The organism is Streptomyces sp. NPDC006743, from assembly GCF_040703815.1.
In the GTDB taxonomy this organism is placed as follows: Bacteria; Actinomycetota; Actinomycetes; order Streptomycetales; family Streptomycetaceae; genus Streptomyces.
Genome location: NZ_JBEYJA010000051.1, coordinates 1 through 25,254, shown reverse-complemented (window position 1 = coordinate 25,254; position 25,254 = coordinate 1). Strand labels below are relative to the sequence as shown.

Below are 25,254 nucleotides of genomic sequence, written 5' to 3'. Positions count from 1 at the left end.
TCGTGGATGCCGGCCCTCCTGGGACAATGGAGCGGTCAGCCGTGCGACCGCATTGGCAGCTCACGGAGAACTTCAGGAAAGAGGACGTGCCGATCGTGGCTCAGAGCACCGAGACCACCGACTGGGTCTCCCGTTTCGCGGATGAGGTCATCGAGGAGTCGGAGCGTCGGGCCCCCGGCAAACCCGTTGTCGTCGCGTCCGGGCTCTCCCCCTCCGGTCCCATCCACCTGGGCAACCTGCGCGAGGTCATGACCCCGCACCTGGTCGCCGACGAGATCCGCCGCCGCGGCCACCAGGTGCGGCACCTGATCTCCTGGGACGACTACGACCGGTACCGCAAGGTCCCGGCGGGCGTCCCCGGTGTCGACGAGTCGTGGGCCGAGCACATCGGCAAGCCGCTGACCTCGGTCCCCGCCCCCGCGGGCTCCGAGCACCCGAACTGGGCCGAGCACTTCAAGGCCGCGATGACCGCCTCGCTGGCCGAGCTGGGCGTGGAGTTCGACGGCATCAGCCAGACCGCGCAGTACACCTCCGGTGTCTACCGCGAGCAGATCCTGCACGCGATGAAGCACCGCGGCGACATCGACGCGATCCTCGCCCAGTACCGCACCAAGCCGAAGGCCGGTGCCAAGAAGCAGCAGCAGAAGCCGGTCGACGAGGCCGAGCTGGAGGCCGCCGAGGGCTCGGGCGCCGCCGCCGAGGACGACGGCAGCTCCGGCTCCGCCGGGTACTTCCCGTACAAGCCGTACTGCGGCAACTGCGAGAAGGACCTCACCACCGTCACCGCCTACGACGACGACTCCACCGAGCTGACCTACACCTGCACGGCGTGCGCCTTCTCGGAGACCGTCCGGCTCAGCGAGTTCAACCGCGGCAAGCTGGTCTGGAAGGTCGACTGGCCGATGCGCTGGGCGTACGAGGGCGTGATCTTCGAACCGTCCGGCGTCGACCACTCCTCGCCCGGCTCGTCCTTCCAGGTCGGCGGACAGATCGTCGGCATCTTCGACGGCAGGCAGCCCATCGGCCCGATGTACGCCTTCGTCGGGATCTCCGGCATGGCCAAGATGTCCTCGTCCAAGGGCGGGGTGCCCACGCCCGGCGACGCGCTCCAGATCATGGAGCCGCAGCTCCTGCGCTGGCTGTACGCCCGCCGCCGCCCCAACCAGTCCTTCAAGATCGCCTTCGACCAGGAGATCCAGCGGCTGTACGACGAGTGGGACAAGCTCGCCGCGAAGGTGGCCGACGGCTCCGCGCTGCCCGGTGACGTCGCCGCGTACACGCGCGCGGTGGGCACCGCCGCCGGTGAACTGCCGAGGACCGCCCGCCCGCTGCCGTACCGCACCCTCGCCTCCGTCGCCGACATCACCGCCGGCCACCAGGACCAGGCGCTGCGGATCCTGTCCGAGCTGGACCCGGCCAACCCGCTGGGCTCGCTGGACGAGGCCCGTCCCCGGTACGACAAGGCCGAGGCGTGGATCAACACCCACGTCCCCGCCGAGGCCCGCACCATCGTCCGCGACGAGCCCGACACCGACCTGCTCAAGTCCCTCGACGAGGCCTCCCGGCAGTCCCTGCGCCTGCTGCTCGACGGCCTCGCCGAGCACTGGTCGCTGGACGGGCTCACCCACCTCGTCTACGGGGTGCCCAAGGTCCAGGCCGGGTTCTCCGCCGACGCCACGCCCAAGGAGCTGCCGCCGGAGATCAAGACCGCCCAGCGGACGTTCTTCGCGCTCCTCTACCACCTGCTCGTCGGCCGCGACACCGGCCCGCGCCTGCCCACGCTGCTGCTCGCGGTGGGCCAGGAGCGGGTCCGGACGCTGCTCGGCGCGTAACCGCCGCGGGACGCCGCACGGGAAGGGGGCTCTCCAGACGGAGGGCCCCCTTCCCGTCGCCCGCCGCCGTGGCTGGACCGTGCCGGGCGTCGCGAGCCGGTGAACCTTTCCGGTCACAGCCCTAGGCGATGTGCTCTTCCATCAGCTCTTCGTTGAGACGGGCCGTGAACAGGTCCATGTACTTGCCCAGCTCACGCGAGTTCAGCCGCACCCCGTACGCCGCCTCGACGTTCGCGGCGAAGGTGCCGGGGGTCGGCATGCCCTCGCCCTCTATCGAGTACCGGAACACCTGGTACAGGCCCTCCTCGTCCGGAGCCTGCGCGGGAGTGCCGCCGCCGTCGCCCAGCTCACGGGTGCGGCCCGGCCCCGCGGCGACGGGGAAGCCGCCCGTGTCCTCGGAAGAGGACTGCGGGGCGGGCTGCCCGGGGTGCTGCGGGGCGTGCTGCGCCGGGTGCTCGGGCCGGTGCTCGGGCTGGTCCGGCTGCTGCTCCTCGTACCACTCCTCGTACGGCGGCTCCGGGCCGTAGGACGGCTCCGGCTCGTACGTCGGGTCGTACCCGCCGTGGTAGTCGATCTGCCGCTGCGACTGGAACCACGGGCTCTCCTCCGGGTCCGGCACGTACGCCTGCTGCTCCGGCTCCGGCCCGCGCTCGGCCACCAGTGCGCGCGGCCTGCCGCCGCCCGGCACCGCCGCCCGTTGCGCGTCGGCGGTCACCACCGGCTGCGGCGCGGGCGCCGGCGGGAGCAGCACCGGCTCGATCCCGGCCGCCGCCAGCCCCGCGGGGGCCGTCTCCGCCAGCGGCACCCCGTACCGGGCCAGCCGCAGCGGCATCAGCGACTCCACCGGCGCCTTCCTGCGCCACGCCCGGCCGAAGCGGGAGCGCAGCCGCGCCTGGTAGACCAGCCGCTCCTGCTCCAGCTTGATCACCTGCTCGTAGGAGCGCAGCTCCCACAGCTTCATCCGCCGCCACAGCAGGAACGTCGGCAGCGGCGACAGCAGCCAGCGGGTGAGGCGGACACCCTCCATGTGCTTGTCGGCGGTGATGTCCGCGATCCGGCCGACCGCGTGCCGCGCCGCCTCCACGGCGACCACGAACAGCACCGGGATCACCGCGTGCATGCCCACACCCAGCGGGTCCGGCCAGGCGGCGGCGCCGTTGAACGCGATCGTCGCCGCCGTCAGCAGCCACGCCGTCTGGCGCAGCAGCGGGAAGGGGATCCGGATCCAGGTCAGCAGCAGGTCCAGCGCGAGCAGCACGCAGATGCCCGCGTCGATGCCGATCGGGAACACATAACTGAAGTCCCCGAAGCCCTTCTTGATGGCCAGCTCGCGCACGGCCGCGTACGAACCGGCGAAGCCGATACCGGCGATGATCACGGCGCCGGTCACGACCACGCCGATGAGAACCCGGTGCATCCGAGTCAGCTGCAGTGGCGCGGCCACTCGTACTCCCCTCCCCTTACGTCCTGTTGCGCGCAACAGAGTGGCACATCCGTCCGGGGAACGGTTGTCCGGATCCGGTGACCCGCCGCGCTCAGCGGCCGTCCGACGCCTTGGACGCGGACTGCGACGCCGACGGCGAAGCGGACTTGGACGCCGATCCGGAGGGCGACGTGGAGGGCGTGCCCGACGCCGGCTTCTTTGACGAACCCTCACCCGAACCCGGCGAACCCGGACCCGTCCCGGTGCCGCCGTTGGCCTTGGTCACCGACGCCACCACCTCCTTGGCGGCCTTCACCGCGTCCTTCGACAGGTCGTCCGCGTCCGGCGCCTTGTCACCGGCCAGCCCCGCCCCGTTGTAGTCCAGCGTGACCACCACGTTCTCCACCCGGGCCACGACCGTCTGCTGCTTGAAGGTGCCTTCCTTCTTCTTCAGGTCGTAGCGCACCGCCGTCGCCTCGTCGCCCGTGCCGGACACCGGCTGCGACTTGGTGTTCTTCGCGTCCGCCACGGCCTGCGCGTCCCCCACCTGCTTGCGGTAGAACACCTGCGCCTGCTCCTCGCCCGTGCCGCGCGCGGCGTCGGACTCGAAGCGCAGCAGGGACACGTTCAGCCAGCGGTACTGGGAGCCCTTCACCCCGTTGTTGTCCAGGCCGTTCCACGAGCAGCTGGCCCGCGTGCCCACATCGCTCGACGCGCCCGCCTTCGCGGACTTCGCGCCCCGGGGGACCAGGTCGTCCAGCGTCTTGCGCGCCAGCACCTTGCACGCGTCCGGCAGCTTCGCGTACTTCGCCGGCTGCACGGTCGGCGAAGCGCTCGGGCTCGCGGACGTCTTCGCGCCGGCCGACGGGCTCTTCGACGCGTCGTCCGACCCCGAACCCGAGTCCGAGGAGGAGCAGGCCGCCGCGAGCAGCAGCACGGGCACCGCACCCGCGCAGACGAGGGCACGGTGCAGCCGCTTCGCCCGCGGGCCGCGTCCCTCCCGCTGATCACGCCGGTCACGCTGTTCTCGCTGAGCTGCTCGCTGCATGGTTCCTTCACTCATGACGCTCGTGGTTCCCTGCGTTCTGATCGGGTGCGGGTCCGGCCGGGTGCGGTCCGACCGGGGCCGGGAGGGCCACCGTACGCAATCGGTCAGCCGCGTGGTCCGCCTTCCCCAAGAGCACGGCACCGCGCCAAGTGCCGCCCCCGGCACGTCAACCGCCCAGCGAACCCGCCAGCTGCGCCGCCAGTTTCCGGGCCTTGTCCTGCATTTCCTTGCTGTCCGGCACCACGCCGACGGCGGTCGGCTGCTCCTCGTACTCGATGGTCACGATCACGTTCGACGTGCGGAACGCCACAGTCACCGTCCGCTGCTTGACCGTCGAACCGGAGCTGCTGAGGGTGTCGTCCACGAACGCCTCGTCGCCGAGGTCGTCGAGCGTGCGGGGCTGCACCTCGGCCGGGTCGGTCGTCGGGGCGGACGCCGAGGAGGAGGGGGCCGTGGAGGAGCCCGAGGCCGGGGCGGACGGGGTGCCGCCGGAGTCACCGCCGGCCGGCGGCCCGGCCGCCGTGTCCGTGCCCGTCGAGGAACCCGAGCCGGTGGCGGAGACGGGCGGGGCGGGCAGGTCCGCGGCCGTCTGCTTGGTGGCGAAGACCGCCTCGGCCTGGCTGTCGTCGCTGACGGCGTTGTCGTAGGAGACGACCCGCTCGAAGTCGACGTGGAGGTGGTCGGTGGCGTCCGTGGAGTCCACCTTCCAGCGGCAGCCGACCTTGCGTTCGGTGTCGTAGGTGAGCGTGGCCTCGCCGTCGTAGGCCTTCTCCCGCTGGCCCGGGTCCGTGATCTGCTGGATGCCGGGCAGCAGCGCGTCCAGGGTGCTGTGGCCGACCGCGCGGCAGGCCTCGGGGAGCGTGCGGTACCTGCCCGGCTGGGCCGCCGCCGTCGCCTTGCCCGGACCGTCCGCGTTGGCGTTGTCGGCCTGGCCGTCGTCGGACGAGCCGCCGGTGCAGCCGGCCAGCAGCAGCGCCGCGAGCAACGCGGCCGGGCCGGATACGTACGCCTTCCGCAGCACGGTCAGGCTCCTCTCGACGATGTCGGGCCGGGGTGCCCCGCCCGGTTATTCGCTTGCCGGTCGGGGGCGTCTCCTGGAGACAATGTCTATCGCACGCACTGCCGTGGACGCCGGTCCGATGCCCTGTTTCGTCGACCTTGACGCCGGTATTGCGATTCACCGCTTCTGAGACTTCTGTTTGTTTTCCGGGGGAATGAGGACGATATGTCGTACGTGGAAATGCCGGGCGCGAAGGTCCCCATCCGGCTGTGGACCGACCCCGCCTCGGTCGAGGACGTGGCGCTGCGCCAGATGCAGAACGTCGCCACCCTCCCCTGGATCGAGGGCCTGGCCGTCATGCCCGACGTGCACTACGGCAAGGGTGCGACCGTCGGCTCCGTCATCGCCATGCGGGGCGCGGTCTGCCCCGCGGCGGTGGGCGTGGACATCGGCTGCGGCAGTCCCGGTTCACGCACAGTGGCCCCGAGCGGGCACTCGGGGCCACTGGTGCCGTGTCACTGATCGGCAGGCCTGGGGACTAGGCCGTTTCGCAGCCGCCAGAGGCGGAGACTGCAGCTGTTCTCGGTCCTGCCGAGCGCCTGTGCTGCCGCCAGGGGGCTCTTCAGTTCCAGCAGGACCCGGTCTTCGCGCTCGGACCACCGGCGATGCCGGGAAGCCGCGCGCATGCCGCTGGGGCGGGTCCAGGTGGTGAGTGAGTCGGCCGCTTCTCGCTTGCGATCGAGAGACAGGCAGCCCGGATACCAGAGGTGCCCTGCCAGGGTCTGGGCGGTCTCCATGGTGTAGAGGATGTTGTAGATGCTGTCGCGAGTGTTTCGCTTGACGGTGCGTTCAGCGCCGGTGATCTCCTTGACGTACTGGCACAGGTAAGTAGCGGTCGATGTGCTGGCTGTGGTGAGGGAGACGAACGGGAAGCCATTGCCGGTGAAGCCCACCGAGCCGTCGGCATCGATGACTCCGCGCAGGTAGTCGCGGCGGGAGAAGTCTCCGCTCGGGGGAGCGATGGACGTGGACTTGCGGCCGTAGGGCAGTCCGAGATCGTTGAGTCGGGTCCTTGCCTCCAGGGAGCACAGGGACCAGACAGCGGTGTGAGACGTCTTCGCGAAGTTCGTAGACCGGCTGCGTCCGGTGATGCTGCTGTTGTACGGCGTCAGTTCCTGGAACGACCGCAAGAGATTGATGTCCCGAGCGCTGATTTCGACAGTCAGGCGTCCTTTCCGCCCAGGCCCTTGATGCAGGTGCCCGTCCGCCTGCAAGAAGCCGAACATGTATGCGTACGCCGGGTCCGTGAGGTCCATGAACCGGGTCGCGTTAAGCTCGCGGTCAGCCATGAGGAAGTCGTTCCTTCCTTGCTGGTCAGGCCCTCGGTCGGGTTGCCGCCCGGCCGGGGGCCGTCGTGTGAGGTTGTGGCGCGAGCCTAGATCGACAGTTCGGCGTCTGTTCGGGTGATCGACGAGGTTCACTCCTGTGGGTTATGGGAGCCGCTTCTCCATGAGGGTCACCGCGTACGGGCTGCCCGTGCCGTCCGTCTTGGCGGGCTGCTCGCCGACGGCCGTGTAGCCCGCCGCCTCGTAGTAGGCGCGCAGACGGGGGTTGGAGGACAGGCAGTCGAGGCGGGCGTAGCCGCGGCCGGCGGCGGCGATGCGGGACTCGGCCTCGGCCAGCAGAGCGCGGCCGGCGGCGGGCGGGGACGTGTGCGGCACGGTCATGAGGCGGTGGAGGTAACCGGCCTCCGGGGGGCGGGGGCCCCAGGCGGCGGGGTCGTCCCACCACAGTTCCCAGGCGCCGGCCAGGTCGTCCCCGGCGTACGCCAGCCACACCTCGCCCTCGCGCATGCGGGTGACGAAGTGGGCCTCGTCCTTCTCGCCGGGCTTCCACTGATCGATGCCGCGGGCCAGTTGCCGCAGGGCCGCCGTGTCGCGCAGGCGGACCAGGAGCGGGGCGTCGGCGGGGACGGCCGGGCGGTACGTCAGGGCCGGCCACGAGGTGGGGACGGGCTCCAGCAGGTGCGCCCGGAGGGTGGCGGTGAGGACCTGCGCGTCGAGTTCCAGCGCGTCCCTCACGTACCCCTCGACCGAGCCGTACCTCGCCTTCAGCGCGGCCAGGAACAGGCGCATCACCGCGGCGGGCGCGCGGCCGTAGCCCGGCCAGTTCGGGGTGCGGCCGCCGTTCCTGGCCCGCCAGTCGGCCAGCAGGGCCGGGGAGGCGAGTTCGGTGAGGGTGAAGTCCTCGACGATCACCGGTTCGGGGACGCCGAGCAGGGAGAGGACCAGGGCGGCCAGCTCGCCCGTGCGGTCCTTGCCGGAGGCGCAGTGGAAGACCAGCGGGGTACCGGCGACGGCCGCGTCGCTGATCAGCTCCAGGGCCTCGCGGATCTCCTTGGTGCCGTCCTCGGCCACCTCCATGTACCGCTCCGCCAGGTACGGTCCCGGATCCACCTCCGGGCCCAGGGCCGGCTGGTCGTACGGGCGGTGCTCGATGCTCAGGTTGTGGTATGTGAAGGACGGGTGCTCCGGCACGCGGCCCTGGCGGTCGACCTCCCAGCCGTGGCGCAGGTCGATCACCGTGCCGATGCCGAGGGCGAGGAAGCGGTCCCAGTCGGGGGTGCCCGGGTTCAGCTTGCCGAGGCCGTCCGCGCGGAACAGGCGGCGCGGAACGACCCGCCGGCCGTCGCCGGTGGCGTACCCGCCGAGGTCGCGCATGTTGCGCAGGGCGTCGAAGCGTATGTGTCTGTCCACGGTCGGTCACCCTACGGCCGGGAGGGCGGTTTGGGCCGGGGATTCACTTCGCGTGCCGCACGGCGTAGATCATGACGAAGGCGACGACGTGGATGCCGAAGAGGAAGTAGCCGAGGTAGTACCAGACGTAGCGCTCGCGCTTCTTCTCCTCGGCGAGGCGCCGCTGCTCGGCGGCCCGGTCCCGGGCGGGAGCGCCCTGCGCGGGGGTGTCCCGCGCGGGCGGGTGCTCGGGAGTGTCCCGCGGTGTCGTCAGCGCGCTCACCGCTCCCGGTGGACCTTGGTGTTCGAGGCCTGGGCGCGCGGGCGCACGACCAGCAGGTCGATGTTGACGTGGCTGGGACGGGTCACGGCCCAGGCGATGGTGTCCGCGACGTCGTCGGCGGTCAGCGGCTCGGCGACGCCCTCGTAGACCTTCGCGGCCCGCTCCTTGTCGCCGCCGAAGCGGGTCAGCGCGAACTCGTCGGTCTTGACCAGGCCGGGCGCGATCTCGACGACGCGGACCGGTTGCCCGACGATCTCCAGGCGCAGGGTCTCGGCCAGGACGTGCTCGCCGTGCTTGGCGGCGACGTACCCGGCGCCGCCCTCGTAGGTGCCGTGTCCGGCCGTGGAGGAGACGACCACGACGGTGCCGTCGCCGCTCGCGGCGAGCTTGGGCAGCAGGGCCTGGGTGACGTTGAGGGTGCCGATGACGTTCGTCTCGTACATCGTGCGCCAGTCGGCCGGGTCGCCGGTGGCGACCGGGTCGGCGCCGAGCGCGCCGCCCGCGTTGTTGACGACCACCCCGACGGTCTTGAACGCGGTCGCGAACTCGTCGACGGCCGCGCGGTCGGTGACGTCGAGCTGGTAGGCGGTGGCGGCGTGCCCGGCCGCGGTGATCTCCTCGGCGAGCGCCTCGATGCGGTCCTTGCGGCGGGCGGTCAGCACCACGCGGTAACCGGCGGCGGCGAGCTGCCGGGCCGTGGCGGCGCCGATGCCGCTGCTCGCACCGGTGACGACGGCGATGCGGGAGGCGGCGGACGGTGCGGCGGTGGCCATGGGCTGCTCCTGGGGTTCGTACGCTCGGTTGCGCCCAGCGTAGGGGAACGTCAGCCGCCGTTCCTCGGCGCCCACATGATCAGCGCCATGCCGGCGAGGCAGACCAGGGCGCCCGCCACGTCCCACCGGTCGGGGCGGTAGCCGTCGGCCACCATGCCCCACAGGATCGAACCGGCGACGAAGATCCCGCCGTACGCGGCGAGGATGCGGCCGAAATGCGCGTCGGGCTGGAAGGTGGCGACGAACCCGTACGCGCCGAGCGCGAGGACACCGCCGGCCGCCCACAGCCAGCCGCGGTGCTCGCGCACGCCCTGCCAGACCAGCCAGGCGCCGCCGATCTCGAAGAGGGCGGCGAGGACGAACAGGGCGGCGGAGCGGAGGATCACGGGCATGGCGGCAGCTTCGCATGCGGGAGGCGGCGGGGGCGGGGCCTGGGGCCGGGGTGCCGGGTGACCGTGCCGACGCGGTGTCACAACCGCCAGTTGTGACGCCCTGGTCGGTGGTTGTTTGCTCCGGCGGGCGGTGGCGGGCTTGGATGACGCGGGCCGCGGGGCTGCCGGGCTGCCGGTTCGTGGGTTTGCCGGTTGGCCGGGCCGCTGGTCTGCCGGTTCGCCGGGCTGCCGTTTTTGTCGGGCTGCCGTTTCGCCGGTTCGGCGTCTGACGGTCTGGCGGAGGGGCCGGCGGGGGTCTGCCGTGCGCGGGGTCTGCCGTGCGGGCCCGTGGGCGGGTGCGGCGTGCGGGCCCGGTGGGTGGGTGCGGCCCGCGGGGCGCGGGCGTGCGGTGTGGGGGCGTGGACGGCGGGTGGTCCGGTGTCGGTGGTGTGTGGTGCGGAGGTGTGGCGTGGCGGGTCGGCGGCGGGCGCTGGGGCGGCGGTTCGGGTGGCTGTGGGCGGCCTACGCGGCCAGTACGTTCGGTACGTGGCTGGCGTTCGACGCCTTCGCGCTGATCGCGGTCCTGGTGCTGCACGCCGGATCGGCCGAGGTCTCGGTGCTGTCGGCCGCGGGGCCGGCCGTGGGCGCGGTGGTGGCGGTGCCGCTCGGGCCGTGGATCGAGTTCCGGCGCAAGCGGCCGGTGATGGTCGCGATGGACCTGGTGCGGTGCGCGGCGCTGATGAGCGTGCCGGCCGCCTACGCGCTCGGCGGGCTCGGGCTCGCCCAGCTGCTGGTGGTGTCGGTGGTGGTCGCCGCGGCGGACCTCGCGTTCCGCGCGGCGAGCGGGGCGCACCTCAAGGCCCTGGTGCCGCCCGGTGACCTCCTGGTGGCGAGCAGCCGTTTCGAGTCGACGACGTGGACGGCGTCGGTGCTGGGGCCGCCGGTGGGGGGCGTCCTGGCCGGAGTCTTCGGGCCGGTGGTGACGGTGGTGGCCGACGCGGTCAGCTATCTGCTGTCGGCGCTGGGGATCCGTGCGATCGGCGGTACGGAACCGGCGCCGCCGAAGGCACCCCGGCGCCGCGTGGGCTCCGAGGGCGCCGGGGCCCCCGGGGGCGAGGAGCGCGCGCCGGGGCTGCGGGCGGGAGAGCTGCTCGACGGCTGGCGGTTCCTGCTGGCGCATCCGGCGCTGCGCCCGCTGTTCTTCCACACGGTGCTGGCCAACTCCCTGATCATGGCGGTGGCGCCGCTGCTCGCCGTCCTGATGCTGGGGCCGCTCGGGTTCGCGCCGTGGCAGTACGGTCTCGCCTTCGCGCTGCCGTGTCTCGGCGGGCTGGTGGGGTCCCGGCTGACGGGCCGGCTGGTGGGCCGGTACGGGCAGCGCCGGGTGCTGCTCGGGACGGGTGCGCTGCGGGTGTGCTGGTCGGTCGGGCTGGCCTTCGTCCGGCCGGGGGTGGCCGGGCTCGCGCTGGTGATGGCGGTCGAGCTGGTGCTGATCACCCTCTGCGGGGTGTTCAACCCGGTGTGCTCGACGTACCGCCTGGAACAGACCCCGTCGGACCGGGTCGCCCGGACCCTCTCGGCCTGGTCGGTCACCGGCAAGCTGACCACGGCGGTGATGACCGCCCTGTGGGGGGTGCCGGCCGCCCTCGCCGGCCCCCGCACCGCCATCGGCCTGGCGGGTCTGCTGCTGCTCGCGACACCGCTGCTGCTGCCGTGGCGCGAAGGACGGCGGGAGCCGCGGCCGTCGCCGGGATCGCTGCCCCGGCCTCAGCCGCAGCCGTAGCGCGCGCGGGCCCGAGCGCGGCACGGGCCCCTGCCACGACCGCGCCGCCCACGCCGCCTCGGCGCTGCGTCCGGCCGAGCCGTCCCTCGCCGCCCGGCCCCCGGCCGAGCCGTCCCCCGCCGGGCCACCCCCAGCGACGCCACCCCCACCGCCCTGCCCCCACCGCGCCACGTCCGGCCAAGCCCTCTCCCAGTCAAGCCCTCTCCCCGCCGCGGAATACCCGCGGGGCGCGCGCCGTTCAGCGGGGTATAGTTGAACAATCAACAACTTGGAGGGTGAGCGACCATGCAGTTCGGGATCTTCAGCGTCGGTGACGTCACGCCGGACCCCACCACCGGACGGACGCCGACCGAGCGCGAGCGCATCAAGGCCATGGTCGCCATCGCGCTGAAGGCCGAGGAGGTCGGCCTGGACGTCTTCGCGACCGGCGAGCACCACAACCCGCCCTTCGTCCCGTCCTCGCCGACCACGATGCTCGGCTACATAGCCGCGCGCACCGAGCGCCTGGTGCTGTCCACCTCCACCACCCTGATCACCACCAACGACCCGGTGAAGATCGCCGAGGACTTCGCGATGCTCCAGCAGCTCGCCGACGGCCGCGTCGACCTGATGATGGGCCGCGGCAACACCGGCCCGGTCTACCCCTGGTTCGGCAAGGACATCCGCGAGGGCATCGACCTCGCCATCGAGAACTACGCCCTGCTGCACCGGCTGTGGCGCGAGGACGTGGTGAACTGGGAGGGCAAGTTCCGCACCCCGCTCCAGGGGTTCACCTCGACGCCCCGCCCGCTGGACGGCGTACCGCCGTTCGTCTGGCACGGCTCGATCCGCTCCCCGGAGATCGCCGAGCAGGCCGCGTACTACGGCGACGGCTTCTTCCACAACAACATCTTCTGGCCCGCCGACCACACCAAGCGGATGATCGAGCTGTACCGCTCCCGCTACGCCCACTACGGGCACGGCACCCCCGAGCAGGCCATCGTCGGCCTCGGCGGCCAGGTGTTCATGCGGAAGAACTCCCAGGACGCGGTGCGCGAGTTCCGTCCGTACTTCGACAACGCCCCGGTGTACGGCCACGGGCCCTCCCTGGAGGACTTCACCGCCCAGACCCCGCTGACCGTCGGCTCCCCGCAGCAGGTCATCGAGAAGACCCTGTCCTTCCGCGAGTACGCCGGCGACTACCAGCGCCAGCTGTTCCTGATGGACCACGCCGGGCTGCCGCTGAAGACCGTCCTCGAACAGCTCGACCTGCTCGGCGAGGAGGTCGTACCGGTGCTGCGCGAGGAGTTCGCCAAGAACCGTCCGGCGGACGTGCCGGACGCGCCGACCCACACGTCCCTGCTGGCCGCGGCCGCGGAAGCGGCTCCGGAGGAGGCGAGCGCCGTATGAACATCGTCGTCGTGTCGGCGGGACTGAGCGTCCCGTCCTCCACCCGGCTGCTCGGCGACCGGCTGGCCGCCGCGACCGCCGCGCACACGGGCGCGGACGTCCGGGTGATCGAGGTGCGCGACCTCGCCGTCGACATCGCGCACAACCTCACCAGCGGCTTCCCCGGCCCCGCCCTGGCAAAGGCGCTGGACGCGGTGGCCGGGGCGGACGGCCTGATCGTCGTCACCCCCGTGTTCTCCGCGTCCTACAGCGGGCTGTTCAAGTCCTTCTTCGACGTGCTCGGGGCGCGCGACAAGGACGCCCTGGCCGGCAAGCCGGTGCTGGTCGCCGCCACCGGCGGCACCGCCCGCCACTCGATGGTCCTGGACCACGCCCTGCGGCCCCTCTTCTCCTACCTGCGGGCCGTCGTCGTCCCCACCGGTGTCTACGCCGCCTCCGAGGACTGGGGCGCGGAAGGGCTGCCCGAGCGGATCGAACGGGCGGCGGGCGAGCTGGCGGCCCTGATGACCGGGCGCCCGGCGCGGCGGGACGGGGCGCCCGGGCGGGCGGCGGACGACCTGACCGTCGTCCCGTTCGAGGAGCAGCTGGCCCGGCTCCGTGGCTGAGGCCCGCACCCGGAGCCGCCGTGCCCGCGGTCCTGCGTCATCGGGTTCCGTGCTCGTGGTTCCGTACATGAGCACGAAGGGGGGCGGGGACGGCGGTGGGTGAGAGGACGGTAGGCACCTGCCGCCGGTTGCGTCCGAGACGGTGAGAGCCGGGTAAAAAGGGGTGATCGTAGGCCCGCGCGCCCGCTTCGCCCGCACCCGGCCTTGGCAGACTGGGCGGGTGCCTCAGACTGTGCTGCTCGCCGAAGACGACCGCGCCATCCGCCATGCCCTGGAGCGGGCCCTGACCCTGGAGGGCTACGAGGTGACGGCGGTGGCCGACGGCGTCGAGGCACTCGCGCAGGCCCACAAGACACCGCCGGACGTCCTCGTCCTGGACGTGATGATGCCCGGCATCGACGGGCTCCAGGTCTGCCGGGTCCTGCGCGCCGAGGGCGACCGCACCCCGATCCTGATGCTGACCGCCCTGGTGGAGACCGCCGACCGGATCGCCGGCCTCGACGCGGGCGCCGACGACTACGTCGTCAAGCCGTTCGACGTCGAGGAGGTCTTCGCCCGGCTCCGCGCCCTGCTGCGCCGCACCAGCCCGGCCCCCGCGGAACAGGCCGCCGCCCCGGCTGCCGAGGAGGCGCCGGCGAAGACCCCGCACCTGCCCGAGCGGCAGGTCGAGGCGGCCGGGATCCGCATGGACGTCCAGGCCCGCCGGGTGTGGCGCGGCGCCCGCGAGGTGGAACTGACCCGCACCGAGTTCGAACTCCTCGAACTGCTGGTGCGCAACGCCGGCATCGTCCTCGACCACTCCACCATCTACGACCGCATCTGGGGCTACGACTTCGGCCCCGGCTCCAAGAACCTCGCCGTGTACGTCGGCTACCTGCGCCGCAAGCTCGACGAGCCGGGCGCCCCGCAGCTCATCCACACCGTCCGCGGTGTGGGGTACGTGCTGCGGGAGGACTGAGTGGGCCGCCTCGCGCGGCTGACGGACCGACCGCGGCGCCGGCTCTCGTCGCTGCGGACCACGTTCGCGGTGTCGTTCGCGGTGGTGACCGCCGCCGTCACCGTCCTGGTCGGCATCCTGTCGTACAACTCCGCCGCCCGCCTGGTGCGCGTGGACCAGCAGTCCGTGTTCACCCAGGTCGTCCAGGACGTCCAGGACGAGGTCCGGCGCTACGACCGTACGCCCGAGGACTTCTCCTCCTCCCGCCCCGGCCACGAGGTCGTCCGGCCCAGCCGCACCGACGTCCAGGTGCTCGGCGCGCAGGGCCAGATCGTGGACCACGGCAGCCCCCCGCTGCCCGTCACCGCCGACGACCGGGCCGTCGCCTCCGACGACGTCGCGGGCAAGACCATCGAGTACCAGGACGTGCCCGTCGCCGACGACGTGTACCGCATCGCCACCGTCGCGCTCGGCGACGGGCGCGGTGCCGTGCAGGTCGCCCAGGAGTTCAGCGACACCGAGGACCTGCTGCGCGCGCTCCAGCAGCGCACCCTGATCCTGATGGCGATCGTGGTCATCGCGGCCGGCCTGTGCGGCTGGTGGCTGGCCCGCCGCATCACCCGCCGGCTGGTGGTCCTGACCTCCGCCGCCGAGGACGTCGCCCGCACCCGGCGGCTCGGCGTCCAGGTGCCGGTCACCGGCTACGACGAAGTGGGCCGCCTGGGCCGTTCCTTCGACCGCATGCTCGGCCGCCTCGCCCAGTCCGAGGAGGACCAGCGCCGCCTGGTGCAGGACGCCGGCCACGAACTGCGCACCCCGCTGACCTCGCTGCGGACCAACATCTCGCTGCTGCGCCGCATCGACGAACTGCCGCCCGCCTCCCGTGAGGAACTGGTCGCCGACCTCGCCCAGGAGGCGCGCGAACTCACCGACCTCGTCAACGAGCTGGTCGACCTCGCCGCCGGGCAGTCCGACACCGAGCCGCCGCAGCGCGTCGACCTCGCCGACATCGCCGAGGACGTGGCGGGCCTGACCCGCCGCCGCACCGGACGCGACATCGTGGTCCGCGCGAGCGGTGACACGACGGCGGACGGCCGGCCCGGCATGCTCCAGCGGGCCGTCTCCAACCTCGTGGAGAACGCGGCCAAGTTCGACCGGGGCGGCACGGCGCCCATCGAGATCGCCGTGCTGGGGCCGGCCCGGCCGGGCACGGTGCGCGTCGAGGTCCTCGACCGGGGCCCCGGCATCGCGGAGGGCGACCTGATCCGCGTCTTCGACCGCTTCTACCGCGCCGCCGACGCCCGTTCCCTGCCCGGGTCGGGCCTCGGTCTGTCGATCGTGCGGGAGGTGGCCATCGCCCACGGGGGCGCGCCGTTCGCCTCCCGGCGCGAGGGGGGCGGCGCGGTGATCGGGTTCACCGTGGGCGCCGAACGGGAGCGGGCCGAGGGCGGCGCGGCGGCACGGTGAGGTGCGGTGCCAGGGGGACTTGCGGTGCCGTGGTGAGCTGCGGTGCCGGGGTGAGTCGCGGCGCCAGCGGTGACTTGTGGTGCCAGGGTGACCTGCCGTGCCAGCGGTGAGCTGCCGCGCCAGGGTGAGGCGCGGTGCCACGGTGACCTGCGGGGACGGGTCAGGGCGGGTTCGGGCCGGCCGGTCAGGGCAGCCCTGGAGGCAGGTGAGGCCGGTTCCGGGGAGTGGACGCGGCCCCGGTGCCGGTCACTCCCTCGCCCAGCGCTGCGACGCCTTCCCGGTCGTGCACGGCGTGGCCGACACGTTGCCGCCGAATCCGATGTCCAGGCAACTGCCGTTGAAGACGCTGACCAGGGTGCTGCCGGAACCCGCGCGCCACAGCCGCGGGTTCGCGCCGTCGCAGGCGCCCACGAACACGTTCTGCCCGCTGAAGTTCGCGCTCAGGCACTGGCCGCTCTGCTTGCTGACCAGTTGGAAGGCGCCGCCGGAAGCGCTGCGGACGGTCCACGCGGCGGTCGAGTCCGCGCAGGCACCGGTGGACGCGGCCATGTACTGGCTGGTCAGGCACTTTCCGGTGTCGCCGTTCTTGTAGAGGTGGGCGCTGCCGGACGAGGGCTGCCCGCCGGAGCCACCACCCGCCGACCCGCCCCCCGCCGAGCTGCCGGAGCCGCTGCCCGAGCCCGGACCTGAACCCGAACCGGATCCGGTGCCGGACCCCGAGCCCGACCCCGAGCCGGATCCCGAGCCTGAGCCCTTTCCGGTGCCGGTCCCGCTGCCGGTTCCTGCTCCGGTTCCCGTCCCGTCCGAGCCGGTGCGGTCGTCCGCGCCGCCACCGCCGCGGCCGCCCGAACCCGCCGCCGCCTTCCCGTCCTTGCCGTCGTCCTTCCCGTCCTTGCCGTCGTCCTTCCCGCCCTTCGCGTCCTTGCCGGGCGAGGCGGAAGCGGACGTCGTGGGCTTGGCCGGACCCGAGGGCGAGCCCGACGCGGACCCGGAGGGGCTGACGCCGGCGCTCGCCGAGGTCAGGGGGGACGCGCCGGCCCGGGCGTCGGGACCGGCGGAGGAGTACGGGAGGAGCTGGACGGCGGTGGTGGCACCGGCGACGGCGACGACCGGCACGACGGCGAGCAGGATGCGGTTGCGGCGCCGGTGTTCCTTGCGCCCGCCGGACTTCGCCGGGTCCGCGGCCGAGCGCTCCTTCGCGCCTCCCGGTTCTTCCGAACCCCCCGGTTCCTTCGGGCCGCCGGGCTCCCGGCCCTCCGGTTCCTTCCGGTCCCCGGAGCCCTCCGGTTCCCGCGTGGTGCCCGACTCCGCCGGTTCCGCGGCTCCGGACTCCCGCGTCGCGGGCCGCGCGGCCAGGAGCGCCTCGGCCGCCGGGACCGCGGCGGCGAACGCCGCCCGCCGGGCCAGCACCGACGTGACCGGCGGGGGCCACAGCGGCTCGGTGAACGGCCCCTCGGCGTCGGCGAGCCGCACCAGCTCGGCCGCGGTGGGGCGCCCTTCGGGATCCTTGTCCAGACAGGCGGCGACGACGTCGGCGAGGGCCCCGTCGCACTCCCGGAGCCGCTGGAGGTCGGGCTCGTCATGGACGATGCGGTAGAGGAGGTCGAGGCCCGCGCCCTCGCCGAAGGGCGACCTCCCGCTCGCCGCGAAGGAGATCAGGGAGCCCAGGGCGAAGACGTCCGTGGCACCTGTCAGTGTCCGCGCACCCGAGGCCTGTTCGGGTGACATGTACGCGGGGGTGCCGACCACCATGCCGGTCTTGGTCAGCCGGCTCTGGTCGGCGGCGCGGGCGACACCGAAGTCGATGAGGGTGCATCCGTCGAGCGTCAGCATCACGTTCGACGGCTTGAGGTCCCGGTGCACCATGTCCAGGTCGTGCACCGTGCGCAGCGCCGCGGCGGACTCGCGCAGCAGCAGCCACAGCGCGTCGCCGGGCAGCCCGCCCTGGTGCAGCCCGACGGCCTCGCTCAGGGTGAGGCCGGGAACGTAGGCGGTGGCGAGCCAGGGCGGCTTGGCCTCGCGGTCGCTGGCCAGCAGCGGAGCGGTGGCGTGTTCGGGGAGGCGGGCGAGGTTGTCGAGTTCGTGTCCGAAGTGCCGCAGGAACCCCTGGTCCTCGGCGAGCAGGGGGAGCACCTGTTTGACGGCGGCGTACCGTCCGTCGTGCACCCCCAGGTAGACCCGGCCCATGCCGCCCGTGCCGAGCTTGCCCACCAGCGGGATGGCGCCGATACGGAGAGGGTCCTCCGCCCGCAGCGCTTCGGCGCCGCTGCCGCGCAGATCGAGCCCGGAACCTCCGCTCCCGTCCTGCTCCGGGCCGCTCCCGTCCCGTTCCGCGCGGTTCCCGTCGCCGTTCTCCGCCGTGTTGCCGTCTCCCCCGGACCCCGTCATGACCCGAAGGCTACCGAACGCGAAATCCCCTGTCAGCGCGAGGACTTGGCGCCGGAACCGGCGGCCCCGGCCGAACCGGCGGAATCCGCGGAATCCGTGGATCCGGCGGGAGCGTCCGGCACGGACCGACGCCCGCGGCGGGCGAACGACGGCAGCGCGGGCGGGGTGAGGAAGCCCTCGGCGCGGGCGCTGGCGATGCCGATGCGCGGGATGTCGGCACTCTTGGCGAACAGCAGGAACCGCGGTTCCCACACCGGCCGGTACTTGGCGTTGGCGCGGTACAGGGACTCGATCTGCCACCAGCGGGAGAAGAAGGTGAGCACCGAACGCCACAGCCGCAGCACCGGGCCGGCCCCGAGCCGCGCCCCGCGTTCGAAGACCGAACGGAACATCGCGAAGTTGAGCGAGACCCGCCGTACGCCGATCTCGCCCGCGCGCAGCAGGAGCTCCACGACCATGAACTCCATCAGGCCGTTCTCGCTGTCGCGGTCGCGGCGCATCAGGTCCAGCGACAGGCCCTGCTCGCCCCACGGCACGAAGCTCAGCAGTGCGCGCGGCTCGCCCTGCGCGTCCCGGCACTCCAGCATCACGCAGCGGCCGTCGGCCGGGTCGCCGAGACGGCCGAGCGCCATGGAGAAGCCGCGCTCGGTGGCGCCGTCGCGCCACTGGTCGGCCCGCTCGACGAGCTGTGCCATCTCGTCGTCGGGGATGTCCTCGTGGCGGCGGATGGTGACCGTGTAACCGGCCCGGCGCACCCGGTTGTGGGCCTGTCGTACGACCCGCATGGCGCGCCCGTCCAGACTGAAGTCGGCGACGTCGACGATGGCTTCGTCGCCCAGTTCGAGGGCGTCCAGGCCGTGCCGGGCGTAGATCGTGCCGGCCTCCTCGCTCGCGCCCATGACGGCGGGTGCCCAGGCGTGCCTGCGGGCCTCGGACAGCCAGGCGTCGATGGCGCCGGGCCAGGCCTCCGGGTCGCCGATCGGATCCCCGGAGGCGAGGCTGACACCGCCGACGACGCGGTAGGTGACGGCGGCCTTGCCGGTGGGGGAGAAGATGGCGGCCTTGTCGCGGCGGAGCGCGAAGTAGCCGAGGGAGTCGCGGTCGCCGTGCCGGTCGAGCAGGTCGCGCAGCCGCCTCTCGTCCTCCTCGCCGAGCAGCGCCCGGCCGCGCGGCGAGCGGAAGCAGACGTAGAGGACCAGCAGGAAGGTCGCCGCCATCAGGAGGTTGATGGTGATGTCCACCCAGCGGGGCGCGTGCACGGCGGGGACGCGGTCGGCCAGCGGGCCCACGCTGATGCTGCGCAGCAGGGTGTAGACGACCTTGTCGGTGAGGGGTGCGCCGGAGACCTTGTTGGTGGCGTCGACCAGCCAGGTGCCGAGGCCGCCGCTGAGGAGGATGCCGCCGGCGCCGACGGCCAGGGCGTGCCGGGGGTTGGAGCGGTCGCCGATGGCGTTGAACTCGCGGCGGCCGAGCAGCAGGGCGGCCACGAACCCCCCGGTGAGGGCGGCGGAGAGCCAGTTGAACAGGTGGTCCTGGTAGCGGTCCTGGGTGAGGGCGAGCACGTAGAGCAGGAACAGGGGTCCGGCGAACAGCAGGTTGAACAGCCAGGCCGCCCGCTTGCGGCGGCGCATCACCATGGCCAGGAACAGCGCGAGCGCGGCCGAGACGAGGCCGGCGGTGGCCAGGTACGGGGTGAAGAACTCGCCGCCGTTGTGCTCGTGCACCTCCTCGCGGAAGGGCAGGGAGAGCACCGCGACGATGTTGAGCGCCGCGAGCACCCGCAGGTACCAGACGGTGGCCGCGGCGGCTCCCGCCCGCAGCCGGGGGCCGGGGGAGAGGCGGGCCGGGGCGCGGGACTCGCGCTGCGGGGGGATGAGGACGGACTGCCGTTCGGGCATGGGTGACACGTCACCTCGGAGAGGGCCGCCGGGAAGGGCGGAGGGGGACGGGAGCGGGGGACGGAACGGGCTCGGACGAGACGGCTCTGCGGTCCCTACAGTCTGTAGGGTAACGGAGCCTGGTGAGCTGCCGCCTCCCACTGTTCCGGGAAAAGGTAAGGAACGGGTGGGGCGGCGCTTACTCGGCGGGACCGGGGTGGTGAAGCGGGGGTGTGCCGCCGGCGGGGGCGCCGGGCGGGCGGCCGCGGCCGGTGCCTTCGGTCCTCGTGGCACCGGGGGCGGCATCAGGGGCGGGGGTGCCGCTGCCGGTGACGGGAGTGGCGTGGTCGCCGTGCGCGGGGCCTTCCGCCGGACCGGTGCGCGGAGGGCGGCCGGGGCCGGTGGCCGCGTTCCTCCGGGGCGCCGTCAGGAGCCAGGCCAGGTTCCCCGCCGCGGCACCGGCCGCCACCGTGGCGCCGATGACCCCCGCCGTGGCGAAGCCGTCGTTGAACAGGTGCGGGTGCTGCGCGAGGCTGTGCAGCCCGAAGCCGCACAGTTCGTAGACCCCGCCGGCGGCGACCGTCAGGCTCGCCACCAGGACCGCGACCGTCGGCCCGAGCCCGCCCTTCGCCTCCTCGCCGAGCGAGGCGCCCGGCGCCGGGCACTGCGCTTCCTGCATGGATCCCCCGTCGACGGTTGCATGGCGAGCCGGACCCTACAGTACGTAGTGCCGCGCGGGGAGGGAAACCGGCGGTCGCCGCAATGGGCGCGGAGCCGGGCCACGCCGGCCGAAGCGCCACCCTTCCGGCGAACGGGCAGGCCGCGCTGCCCGGGACGATGCCCGGGACCAGGTCCCGGGACCATGTCACGGACGCACGCGACGGGCGGAAGCCGCAGAAGGACCTCACGGCTGGATGACAGGGGTGGACGCCAGGGGTGGGTCCACCCGGCGCGGCGCGTACGTCCGTGACGTCCACCCCTGGCGTCACGCGGGCCGGCGTCACCGCGAGGACGTCGGCCCGCCGGTGGACGTCACTTGCGGCCCGCCCGGTCGAGCGCGCGGACGACGGCCTCCTCGCCCTGCCCGACCAGGCTCTTCTCGAGGCTGTGGTCGTCCGAGCGGGAGAAGAGTTCGCCGCGTGCCACGTCCTTCGTGCCGAGCACGCGTCCGCACCATTCCCCCTGGCCGGCGGTGTGCCCGTCGAACGGCACGGAGGCGCCCTCGCCGAGCACCGCCCACCGGCCGTCGCTCCAGCGCAGGGCGAGCAAGTAGGTGTGGCCGGTCTCCAGGCGGGGAGCGTCCCCGGTCGTCCGCTTGATCCGGTCGCCGCTCTGTCGCATCACGCTCCACCCGGGGGCCACCAGGTCGAAGCTCCGGCCCAGCGACTGCCGGGGCCGGCCGGCGGACCACAGGAGGCGGTCCGTACGGAACGTCACCTTGCGGTCCGTCTGGTGGCCGACCGGGCCCTTGGTGAAGTCCTGGCGGCCGGTCTCCTCCTCCTGCACGGGAGTGCCCACGACCACGTGGTCGGCCTGGGTGACCCAGTCCCGCGCGCTCTGGTCCGGGTAGGTGTGGTCGGGGACGCCGCAGCCGACCACCGTGTCCAGCCCCGACGCGCCGACGAAGACGCCCCCCGCGATGCCGGCGAAGGCCAGGCAGATGGCGACCCACGAGGTCGTCCGTGTCACTTCGCACCCCCCGATGCGTTTTTGCGCCGCCCCGCGGCGACGCTCCCTGTGCCGCCCCGCGGCGACGCTCCCTGTGCCGCCCTCGGCGGCGCTTCCCCGAGGCCGCCTCGGGCGGCCTCTCCGCAGCCGCCCGCGGGCGGCGTCCGCTCGCGACCATGGTCGTTGATCGCAGCAGCCGTCATGATCACATGAGGTGCGCGGTCTGTACACAGACGCCGCCTGCGGGCGCGGTACGCGGGCGCGGTGGCCGGACGGTGCGGCGGGCGCCTCCCGGGGGCGGTGAAGGCGGTGGTCCGAGGTGCGCGACGGCCGCCGTTTTGGAAACGTGAGTCGTGGCGGCCCGGCGTCCCGCCGGGCGGGGGCGCGCCCGTTCCGGTGTCCTCCCGGAGATTCAGATGGTGGTCAAGCGCATCGTTGTGAAGCGCAACGTCAACCAGCCGCCGGTCACCGCGGGACCGACGGCACACCGCACCGCCCCGCCCGGAGCGGCGGCCGACTGGGGACTCCTGCTGCTCAGGGCGACCTTCGGACTGCTGATGGCCGGGCACGGCACTCAGAAGCTGTTCGGCCTCTTCGGGGGCGGCGGCCTGGCCGCGACCGGCAGGGGCTTCGAGTCCCTGGGGTACCGCCCGGGAGCGGTCTACGCCGTGATCGGCGGCCTCTCGGAGTTCCTCGGCGGCGCCGGTCTGGCGCTGGGGTTCCTCACGCCGCTGGCGGCCGCCGCGCTGATCGGCGTGATGATCAACGCGATGGTGACCGTCACCGTGGCCCACGGGCTGTGGGCCACGGACGGCGGCGTGGAGTACAACGTCTGCATCGCCGTCGTCGCCCTGGCCCTCGCCGCTGTCGGACCGGGCCGGTTCGCGGTCGACCGGTTCTTCCGCTGGGGGCGGGGAGGCTGGCCCGAAGCCGCCCTCGCCGCCGGCCTCGGCGGCGGCGGGGCAGCCGTCACCCTGGCCCTGTGAGGCTGCGAACGCCGTACCGGGACCGGCCCCGCCCGTGGGATCATCGCCCGTCCAAGTGCGGGTCCGGGCGGAGGCGGTGGGTGACGGTGGTGGCCGGCTGGGAGTGGGACGACACGCTGTTCGCGGGGACCGCCGCGTACTACCGGCGCGGGAGGCTTCCCTACGCCCCCGGGCTCGCGGACGTGCTCGCCGGGGCACTGGAACCGGACGGGCGCGGGCGCCTCCTCGACGTGGGGTGCGGACCGGGAACCCTCGCCCTGGACCTGGCGCCCCTGTTCGGCGAGATCGTCGGCGTGGACCCGGACCGCGGGATGATCGCCGAGGCCGGGCGGGCGGCCGCTGAGCGGGGCGTGGACGGGAAGACGCGGTGGGTGCGGGCCCGGGCCGAGGAACTGCCCGCGGGACTCGGGACGTTCACCGTCGCCGTCTTCGGCCAGTCCTTCCACTGGATGGACCGCGACCTGGTGGCGGCGACCGTCCGTAGGATGCTCCGCCCCGGCGGGGCCCTGGTGCACGTCTCCGACCTGAAGACGGAGACCCGTACCGCGGCCGGTCTGCCGCACCCCGCCGTCCCCTACGCGGCCATCGATCAGCTGGTCAGGGACTACCTGGGGCCGGTCCGGCGGGCGGGCAGGGGGACGCTGCCGCAGGGAACGCCCGGCGGTGAGGCGGCGGTGCTGGCACGGGCCGGGTTCCGCGGTCCCGACCGCCATGTCGTCCCCGGCGGGCAGGCGCTGGAACGCGGTGACGACGACGTCGTCGCCTGGGTGTTCTCGATGTCGTTCTCGGCCCCGCACCTGTTCGGCCCGCGCCGCGAGGACTTCGAGACGGAGCTGCGCGGGCTGCTCCGGAAAGCCTCCCCGTCGGGACGGTTCTCCGAACGCCGGCCGAGCACGGAGGTCTTCGTCTGGTGGAGGGATCCGATCGCCCCGGCACCTCGCCCCGGGCTGTGACCGGCGGGGCGGGCTGAGCGGGAACCGCACGACCGGGGCAGGCGAGTGCCCCGCCCGCAGACGCCGCCGGCATCTCCGGGCCGCGCCGGTGCGCGGGTGCACGCGGGCCCGGGAGGAACGGTTCGCTTCCGCCTGCCCGCGCCCGAGTGATCAGCCGGAACCGGTACGGGGACCGGGGCTCTGGGGTGCTTCCTTCGCGGCGCGGCGGTACTCGGCGTTGATGCGCTGAGCCTCCTCGAGCTGGTCCTCGAGGATGATGATGCGGCACGCGGCCTCGATGGGGGTTCCCCGGTCGACGAGCTCGCGGGCGCGGGCGGCGATCCGCAGCTGGTAGCGGGAGTACCGGCGGTGCCCGCCCTCCGAGCGCAGGGGGGTGATGAGACGAGCCTCACCGATGGCCCGCAGGAAGCCAGGGGTGGTGCCGAGCATCTCGGCGGCCCGGCCCATGGTGTAGGCGGGGTAGTCGTCGTCGTCCAGACGATTGCTGAGCGGAGTATCTGCTGCCATGTCACCTCGTTGTACAACGCGTCGAGGGGCCCTGGTGCCGTACGGCACCAGGGCCCCGAAGGAAATGAAACACCATCTGTCGGCCCTCATGCTCTGCCGACCTTCTGTTTCCGCTACCCGGCCCGCTTGGGGGAGGGGTGCGGGGATCGCGGCTGCGTGACCGGGGACCACCATCCAATCCGGGGTCTTGCGGTACCCGGGCCGAGAGCTGCTCGGGCCGGGCGATCCTGATGGCGTCTGCTCCTCCGTCCTTTCTCCGAACCGACCACTTGCGAACGGGTACTGCAGCTACTGCTTCCCGGCAGTTCGTGTCTGCCGGCTCTCACTGGACCGTCTCAACGAGAAAAAGGCTAACCGTGTAAGAGGCCGATGTCTACTCTGGCAAGAGTAGATTTTCTCGCCCGGGGTCCACAGCTCTCCGGTGACCTGCGACGAAGGGGCGGACGAGGGGCGGCGTGGCCCGGCGCGGAAGGGTGATACGACGACGAGGGCCCTGCCGACGCGTGTCGGCAGGGCCCTCGTCAGGTGTTCGCGGAGGTCTTCCGCCCGTCTTCGCGCCCCCGGGCGAGGCGTGTCAGCCGGTGGGGGCGAGGACGTCCCGCAGACGGATCCGGTCCGTGTACGCGGGGCTCCCCCGGAGAACGGCGAGCCGGGCCAGGGTGATCAGGCCCGTGCTCCGGTCGTCGCCGTCGCACAGGACGAGGTGATCGACACGGGCGCCCGCCATCAGGGACAGCGCCACCTCGACCGTCATGTCGTCACTGACCCGGGGCCCGGACGGTTCCCTGCCGCCGGGCACGGCTTGGGCGAAGCGATCCGCTGCCTGGTGCTGCGGCTGAACTGTCCTCACGGGTGCCTCCTGGCGGAAGGGACGGGCTGGTGATCAGGGACCTCGGAACTCTCAGAGCCGCGCCACAAGGACCTTCCGGCGCCTTGCGATCGCACGCACCGGACGCCGAGAGCTGCTCGGACTCCCCTTTTGTCCGCAGCTCTCAGGCGGCCGAGCCGGAGCCGGCCCGCCGGGGTGCGCTGCGGCGCGCGGCCTCGCCCGCGGGCCGGCCCTGTCCGGCGCGCCCTCGGGAGCCCCGGCGGCCGCGGGCGGGGGACGACGCGCCGCGCGGGCCTTCCCTCTTCGGCTCGGTGATGGTGGTGGGGGTGCCGGGGGGTGTGCGGGCGCCGGTGATGCGGTGGAGTTCGGTGTCGCCGGCGTGGATGGGGGTGATGTGGGG

The 25,254-nt window shown here is 73.2% G+C and carries 22 protein-coding genes and 2 pseudogenes; 9 read left to right on the top strand and 15 right to left on the bottom strand.

Annotated elements, in window-relative coordinates; all coding sequences use genetic code 11:
- The first annotated feature begins 86 nt into the window (after positions 1-86).
- The gene (gene lysS, locus ABZ719_RS30415) at positions 87-1,832 is read left to right on the top strand and encodes a lysine--tRNA ligase (RefSeq protein ID WP_366728366.1); all 1,746 of its coding nucleotides are present in this window, start codon (positions 87-89) and stop codon (positions 1,830-1,832) included.
- Positions 1,833-1,953: 121 nt separating this feature from the next.
- Here the strand turns inward: lysS and ABZ719_RS30410 are convergent, their stop codons facing one another.
- The 3 genes from ABZ719_RS30410 to ABZ719_RS30400 form a co-directional block, all read right to left on the bottom strand.
- The gene (locus ABZ719_RS30410; RefSeq protein ID WP_366728365.1) at positions 1,954-3,249 is read right to left on the bottom strand and encodes a DUF2637 domain-containing protein; all 1,296 of its coding nucleotides are present in this window, start codon (positions 3,247-3,249) and stop codon (positions 1,954-1,956) included.
- A gap of 118 nt (positions 3,250-3,367) precedes the next feature.
- A complete protein-coding gene (locus tag ABZ719_RS30405) occupies positions 3,368-4,303 on the bottom strand; it encodes a DUF3558 family protein (RefSeq protein WP_366728364.1) in 936 nt (311 codons plus the stop codon).
- Positions 4,304-4,469: 166 nt separating this feature from the next.
- The gene (locus ABZ719_RS30400) at positions 4,470-5,324 is read right to left on the bottom strand and encodes a DUF3558 domain-containing protein (protein ID WP_366728363.1); all 855 of its coding nucleotides are present in this window, start codon (positions 5,322-5,324) and stop codon (positions 4,470-4,472) included.
- Positions 5,325-5,528: 204 nt separating this feature from the next.
- Between ABZ719_RS30400 and ABZ719_RS30395 the strand changes: the two are divergent.
- A pseudogene (locus ABZ719_RS30395) lies at positions 5,529-5,762 on the top strand (RtcB family protein); the annotation flags it as partial.
- Positions 5,763-5,818: 56 nt separating this feature from the next.
- Here the strand turns inward: ABZ719_RS30395 and ABZ719_RS30390 are convergent.
- From ABZ719_RS30390 to ABZ719_RS30370, 5 genes are all read right to left on the bottom strand, one after another.
- Positions 5,819-6,652: an LAGLIDADG family homing endonuclease gene (locus ABZ719_RS30390; RefSeq protein ID WP_366728362.1), complete on the bottom strand. Its 834-nt coding sequence runs from the start codon at positions 6,650-6,652 to the stop codon at positions 5,819-5,821.
- Between the two features lie 141 nt (positions 6,653-6,793).
- Positions 6,794-8,059, bottom strand: a complete 1,266-nt coding sequence (locus ABZ719_RS30385) for a tyrosine-protein phosphatase (protein ID WP_366728361.1) — start codon at positions 8,057-8,059, stop codon at positions 6,794-6,796.
- A gap of 43 nt (positions 8,060-8,102) precedes the next feature.
- Positions 8,103-8,321: a hypothetical protein gene (locus ABZ719_RS30380; protein WP_366728360.1), complete on the bottom strand. Its 219-nt coding sequence runs from the start codon at positions 8,319-8,321 to the stop codon at positions 8,103-8,105.
- Positions 8,318-9,094, bottom strand: a complete 777-nt coding sequence (locus ABZ719_RS30375; protein WP_366728359.1) for an SDR family NAD(P)-dependent oxidoreductase — start codon at positions 9,092-9,094, stop codon at positions 8,318-8,320. The genes ABZ719_RS30380 and ABZ719_RS30375 overlap by 4 nt, the downstream gene beginning before the upstream one ends.
- Before the next feature lie 50 nt (positions 9,095-9,144).
- Positions 9,145-9,486: a YnfA family protein gene (locus tag ABZ719_RS30370; protein ID WP_366728358.1), complete on the bottom strand. Its 342-nt coding sequence runs from the start codon at positions 9,484-9,486 to the stop codon at positions 9,145-9,147.
- A 448-nt stretch (positions 9,487-9,934) separates the two neighbouring features.
- Here ABZ719_RS30370 and ABZ719_RS30365 point away from each other — a divergent pair, with 448 nt between their 5' ends.
- The 5 genes from ABZ719_RS30365 to ABZ719_RS30345 all read left to right on the top strand — a co-directional run bounded on the left by ABZ719_RS30365 (position 9,935) and on the right by ABZ719_RS30345 (position 15,646).
- The gene (locus ABZ719_RS30365; protein WP_366728357.1) at positions 9,935-11,248 is read left to right on the top strand and encodes an MFS transporter; all 1,314 of its coding nucleotides are present in this window, start codon (positions 9,935-9,937) and stop codon (positions 11,246-11,248) included.
- Between the two features lie 285 nt (positions 11,249-11,533).
- On the top strand, positions 11,534-12,637 hold the full coding sequence (locus ABZ719_RS30360; RefSeq protein WP_366728356.1) for an LLM class flavin-dependent oxidoreductase: 1,104 nt from the start codon (positions 11,534-11,536) through the stop codon (positions 12,635-12,637).
- Positions 12,634-13,242, top strand: coding sequence for an FMN reductase (locus ABZ719_RS30355; RefSeq protein WP_366728355.1), 609 nt, complete (start codon positions 12,634-12,636; stop codon positions 13,240-13,242). Before ABZ719_RS30360 ends, ABZ719_RS30355 begins: the two co-directional genes overlap by 4 nt.
- Positions 13,243-13,474: 232 nt before the next feature.
- Positions 13,475-14,200 (top strand): response regulator transcription factor, encoded by a 726-nt coding sequence (locus tag ABZ719_RS30350; RefSeq protein ID WP_366728399.1) that lies wholly within the window; start codon positions 13,475-13,477, stop codon positions 14,198-14,200.
- A complete protein-coding gene (locus ABZ719_RS30345; RefSeq protein WP_366728354.1) occupies positions 14,201-15,646 on the top strand; it encodes a HAMP domain-containing sensor histidine kinase in 1,446 nt (481 codons plus the stop codon). It abuts the gene before it with no gap.
- A 246-nt stretch (positions 15,647-15,892) separates the two neighbouring features.
- Here the strand turns inward: ABZ719_RS30345 and ABZ719_RS30340 are convergent, their stop codons facing one another.
- The 4 genes from ABZ719_RS30340 to ABZ719_RS30325 form a co-directional block, all read right to left on the bottom strand.
- Positions 15,893-18,034 (bottom strand): protein kinase, encoded by a 2,142-nt coding sequence (locus ABZ719_RS30340; RefSeq protein ID WP_366728353.1) that lies wholly within the window; start codon positions 18,032-18,034, stop codon positions 15,893-15,895.
- A 32-nt stretch (positions 18,035-18,066) separates the two neighbouring features.
- A complete protein-coding gene (locus tag ABZ719_RS30335; RefSeq protein WP_366728352.1) occupies positions 18,067-19,932 on the bottom strand; it encodes a phosphatidylglycerol lysyltransferase domain-containing protein in 1,866 nt (621 codons plus the stop codon).
- A 178-nt stretch (positions 19,933-20,110) separates the two neighbouring features.
- Positions 20,111-20,590, bottom strand: coding sequence for a hypothetical protein (locus ABZ719_RS30330; RefSeq protein ID WP_366728351.1), 480 nt, complete (start codon positions 20,588-20,590; stop codon positions 20,111-20,113).
- Positions 20,591-20,943: 353 nt separating this feature from the next.
- Complete coding sequence (locus ABZ719_RS30325) at positions 20,944-21,600, bottom strand: hypothetical protein (RefSeq protein WP_366728350.1); 657 nt, start codon at positions 21,598-21,600, stop codon at positions 20,944-20,946.
- A 395-nt stretch (positions 21,601-21,995) separates the two neighbouring features.
- Between ABZ719_RS30325 and ABZ719_RS30320 the strand changes: the two genes are divergently transcribed.
- Both ABZ719_RS30320 and ABZ719_RS30315 read left to right on the top strand, forming a co-directional pair.
- Positions 21,996-22,565 (top strand): DoxX family protein, encoded by a 570-nt coding sequence (locus ABZ719_RS30320; RefSeq protein WP_366728349.1) that lies wholly within the window; start codon positions 21,996-21,998, stop codon positions 22,563-22,565.
- Between the two features lie 86 nt (positions 22,566-22,651).
- Positions 22,652-23,518 carry a class I SAM-dependent methyltransferase gene (locus tag ABZ719_RS30315; RefSeq protein WP_366728398.1) on the top strand — a complete coding sequence of 289 codons (867 nt, stop codon included), beginning with the start codon at positions 22,652-22,654 and terminating at the stop codon, positions 23,516-23,518.
- A 150-nt stretch (positions 23,519-23,668) separates the two neighbouring features.
- Here ABZ719_RS30315 and ABZ719_RS30310 read toward each other — a convergent pair whose 3' ends face one another.
- The 3 genes and pseudogenes from ABZ719_RS30310 to ABZ719_RS30300 form a co-directional block, all read right to left on the bottom strand.
- A complete protein-coding gene (locus ABZ719_RS30310) occupies positions 23,669-24,025 on the bottom strand; it encodes a MerR family transcriptional regulator (RefSeq protein WP_366728348.1) in 357 nt (118 codons plus the stop codon).
- A gap of 574 nt (positions 24,026-24,599) precedes the next feature.
- Positions 24,600-24,824, bottom strand: coding sequence for a CBS domain-containing protein (locus ABZ719_RS30305; protein ID WP_366728397.1), 225 nt, complete (start codon positions 24,822-24,824; stop codon positions 24,600-24,602).
- A gap of 193 nt (positions 24,825-25,017) precedes the next feature.
- Positions 25,018-25,254, bottom strand: a pseudogene (locus tag ABZ719_RS30300) (ATP-dependent helicase); the annotation flags it as partial.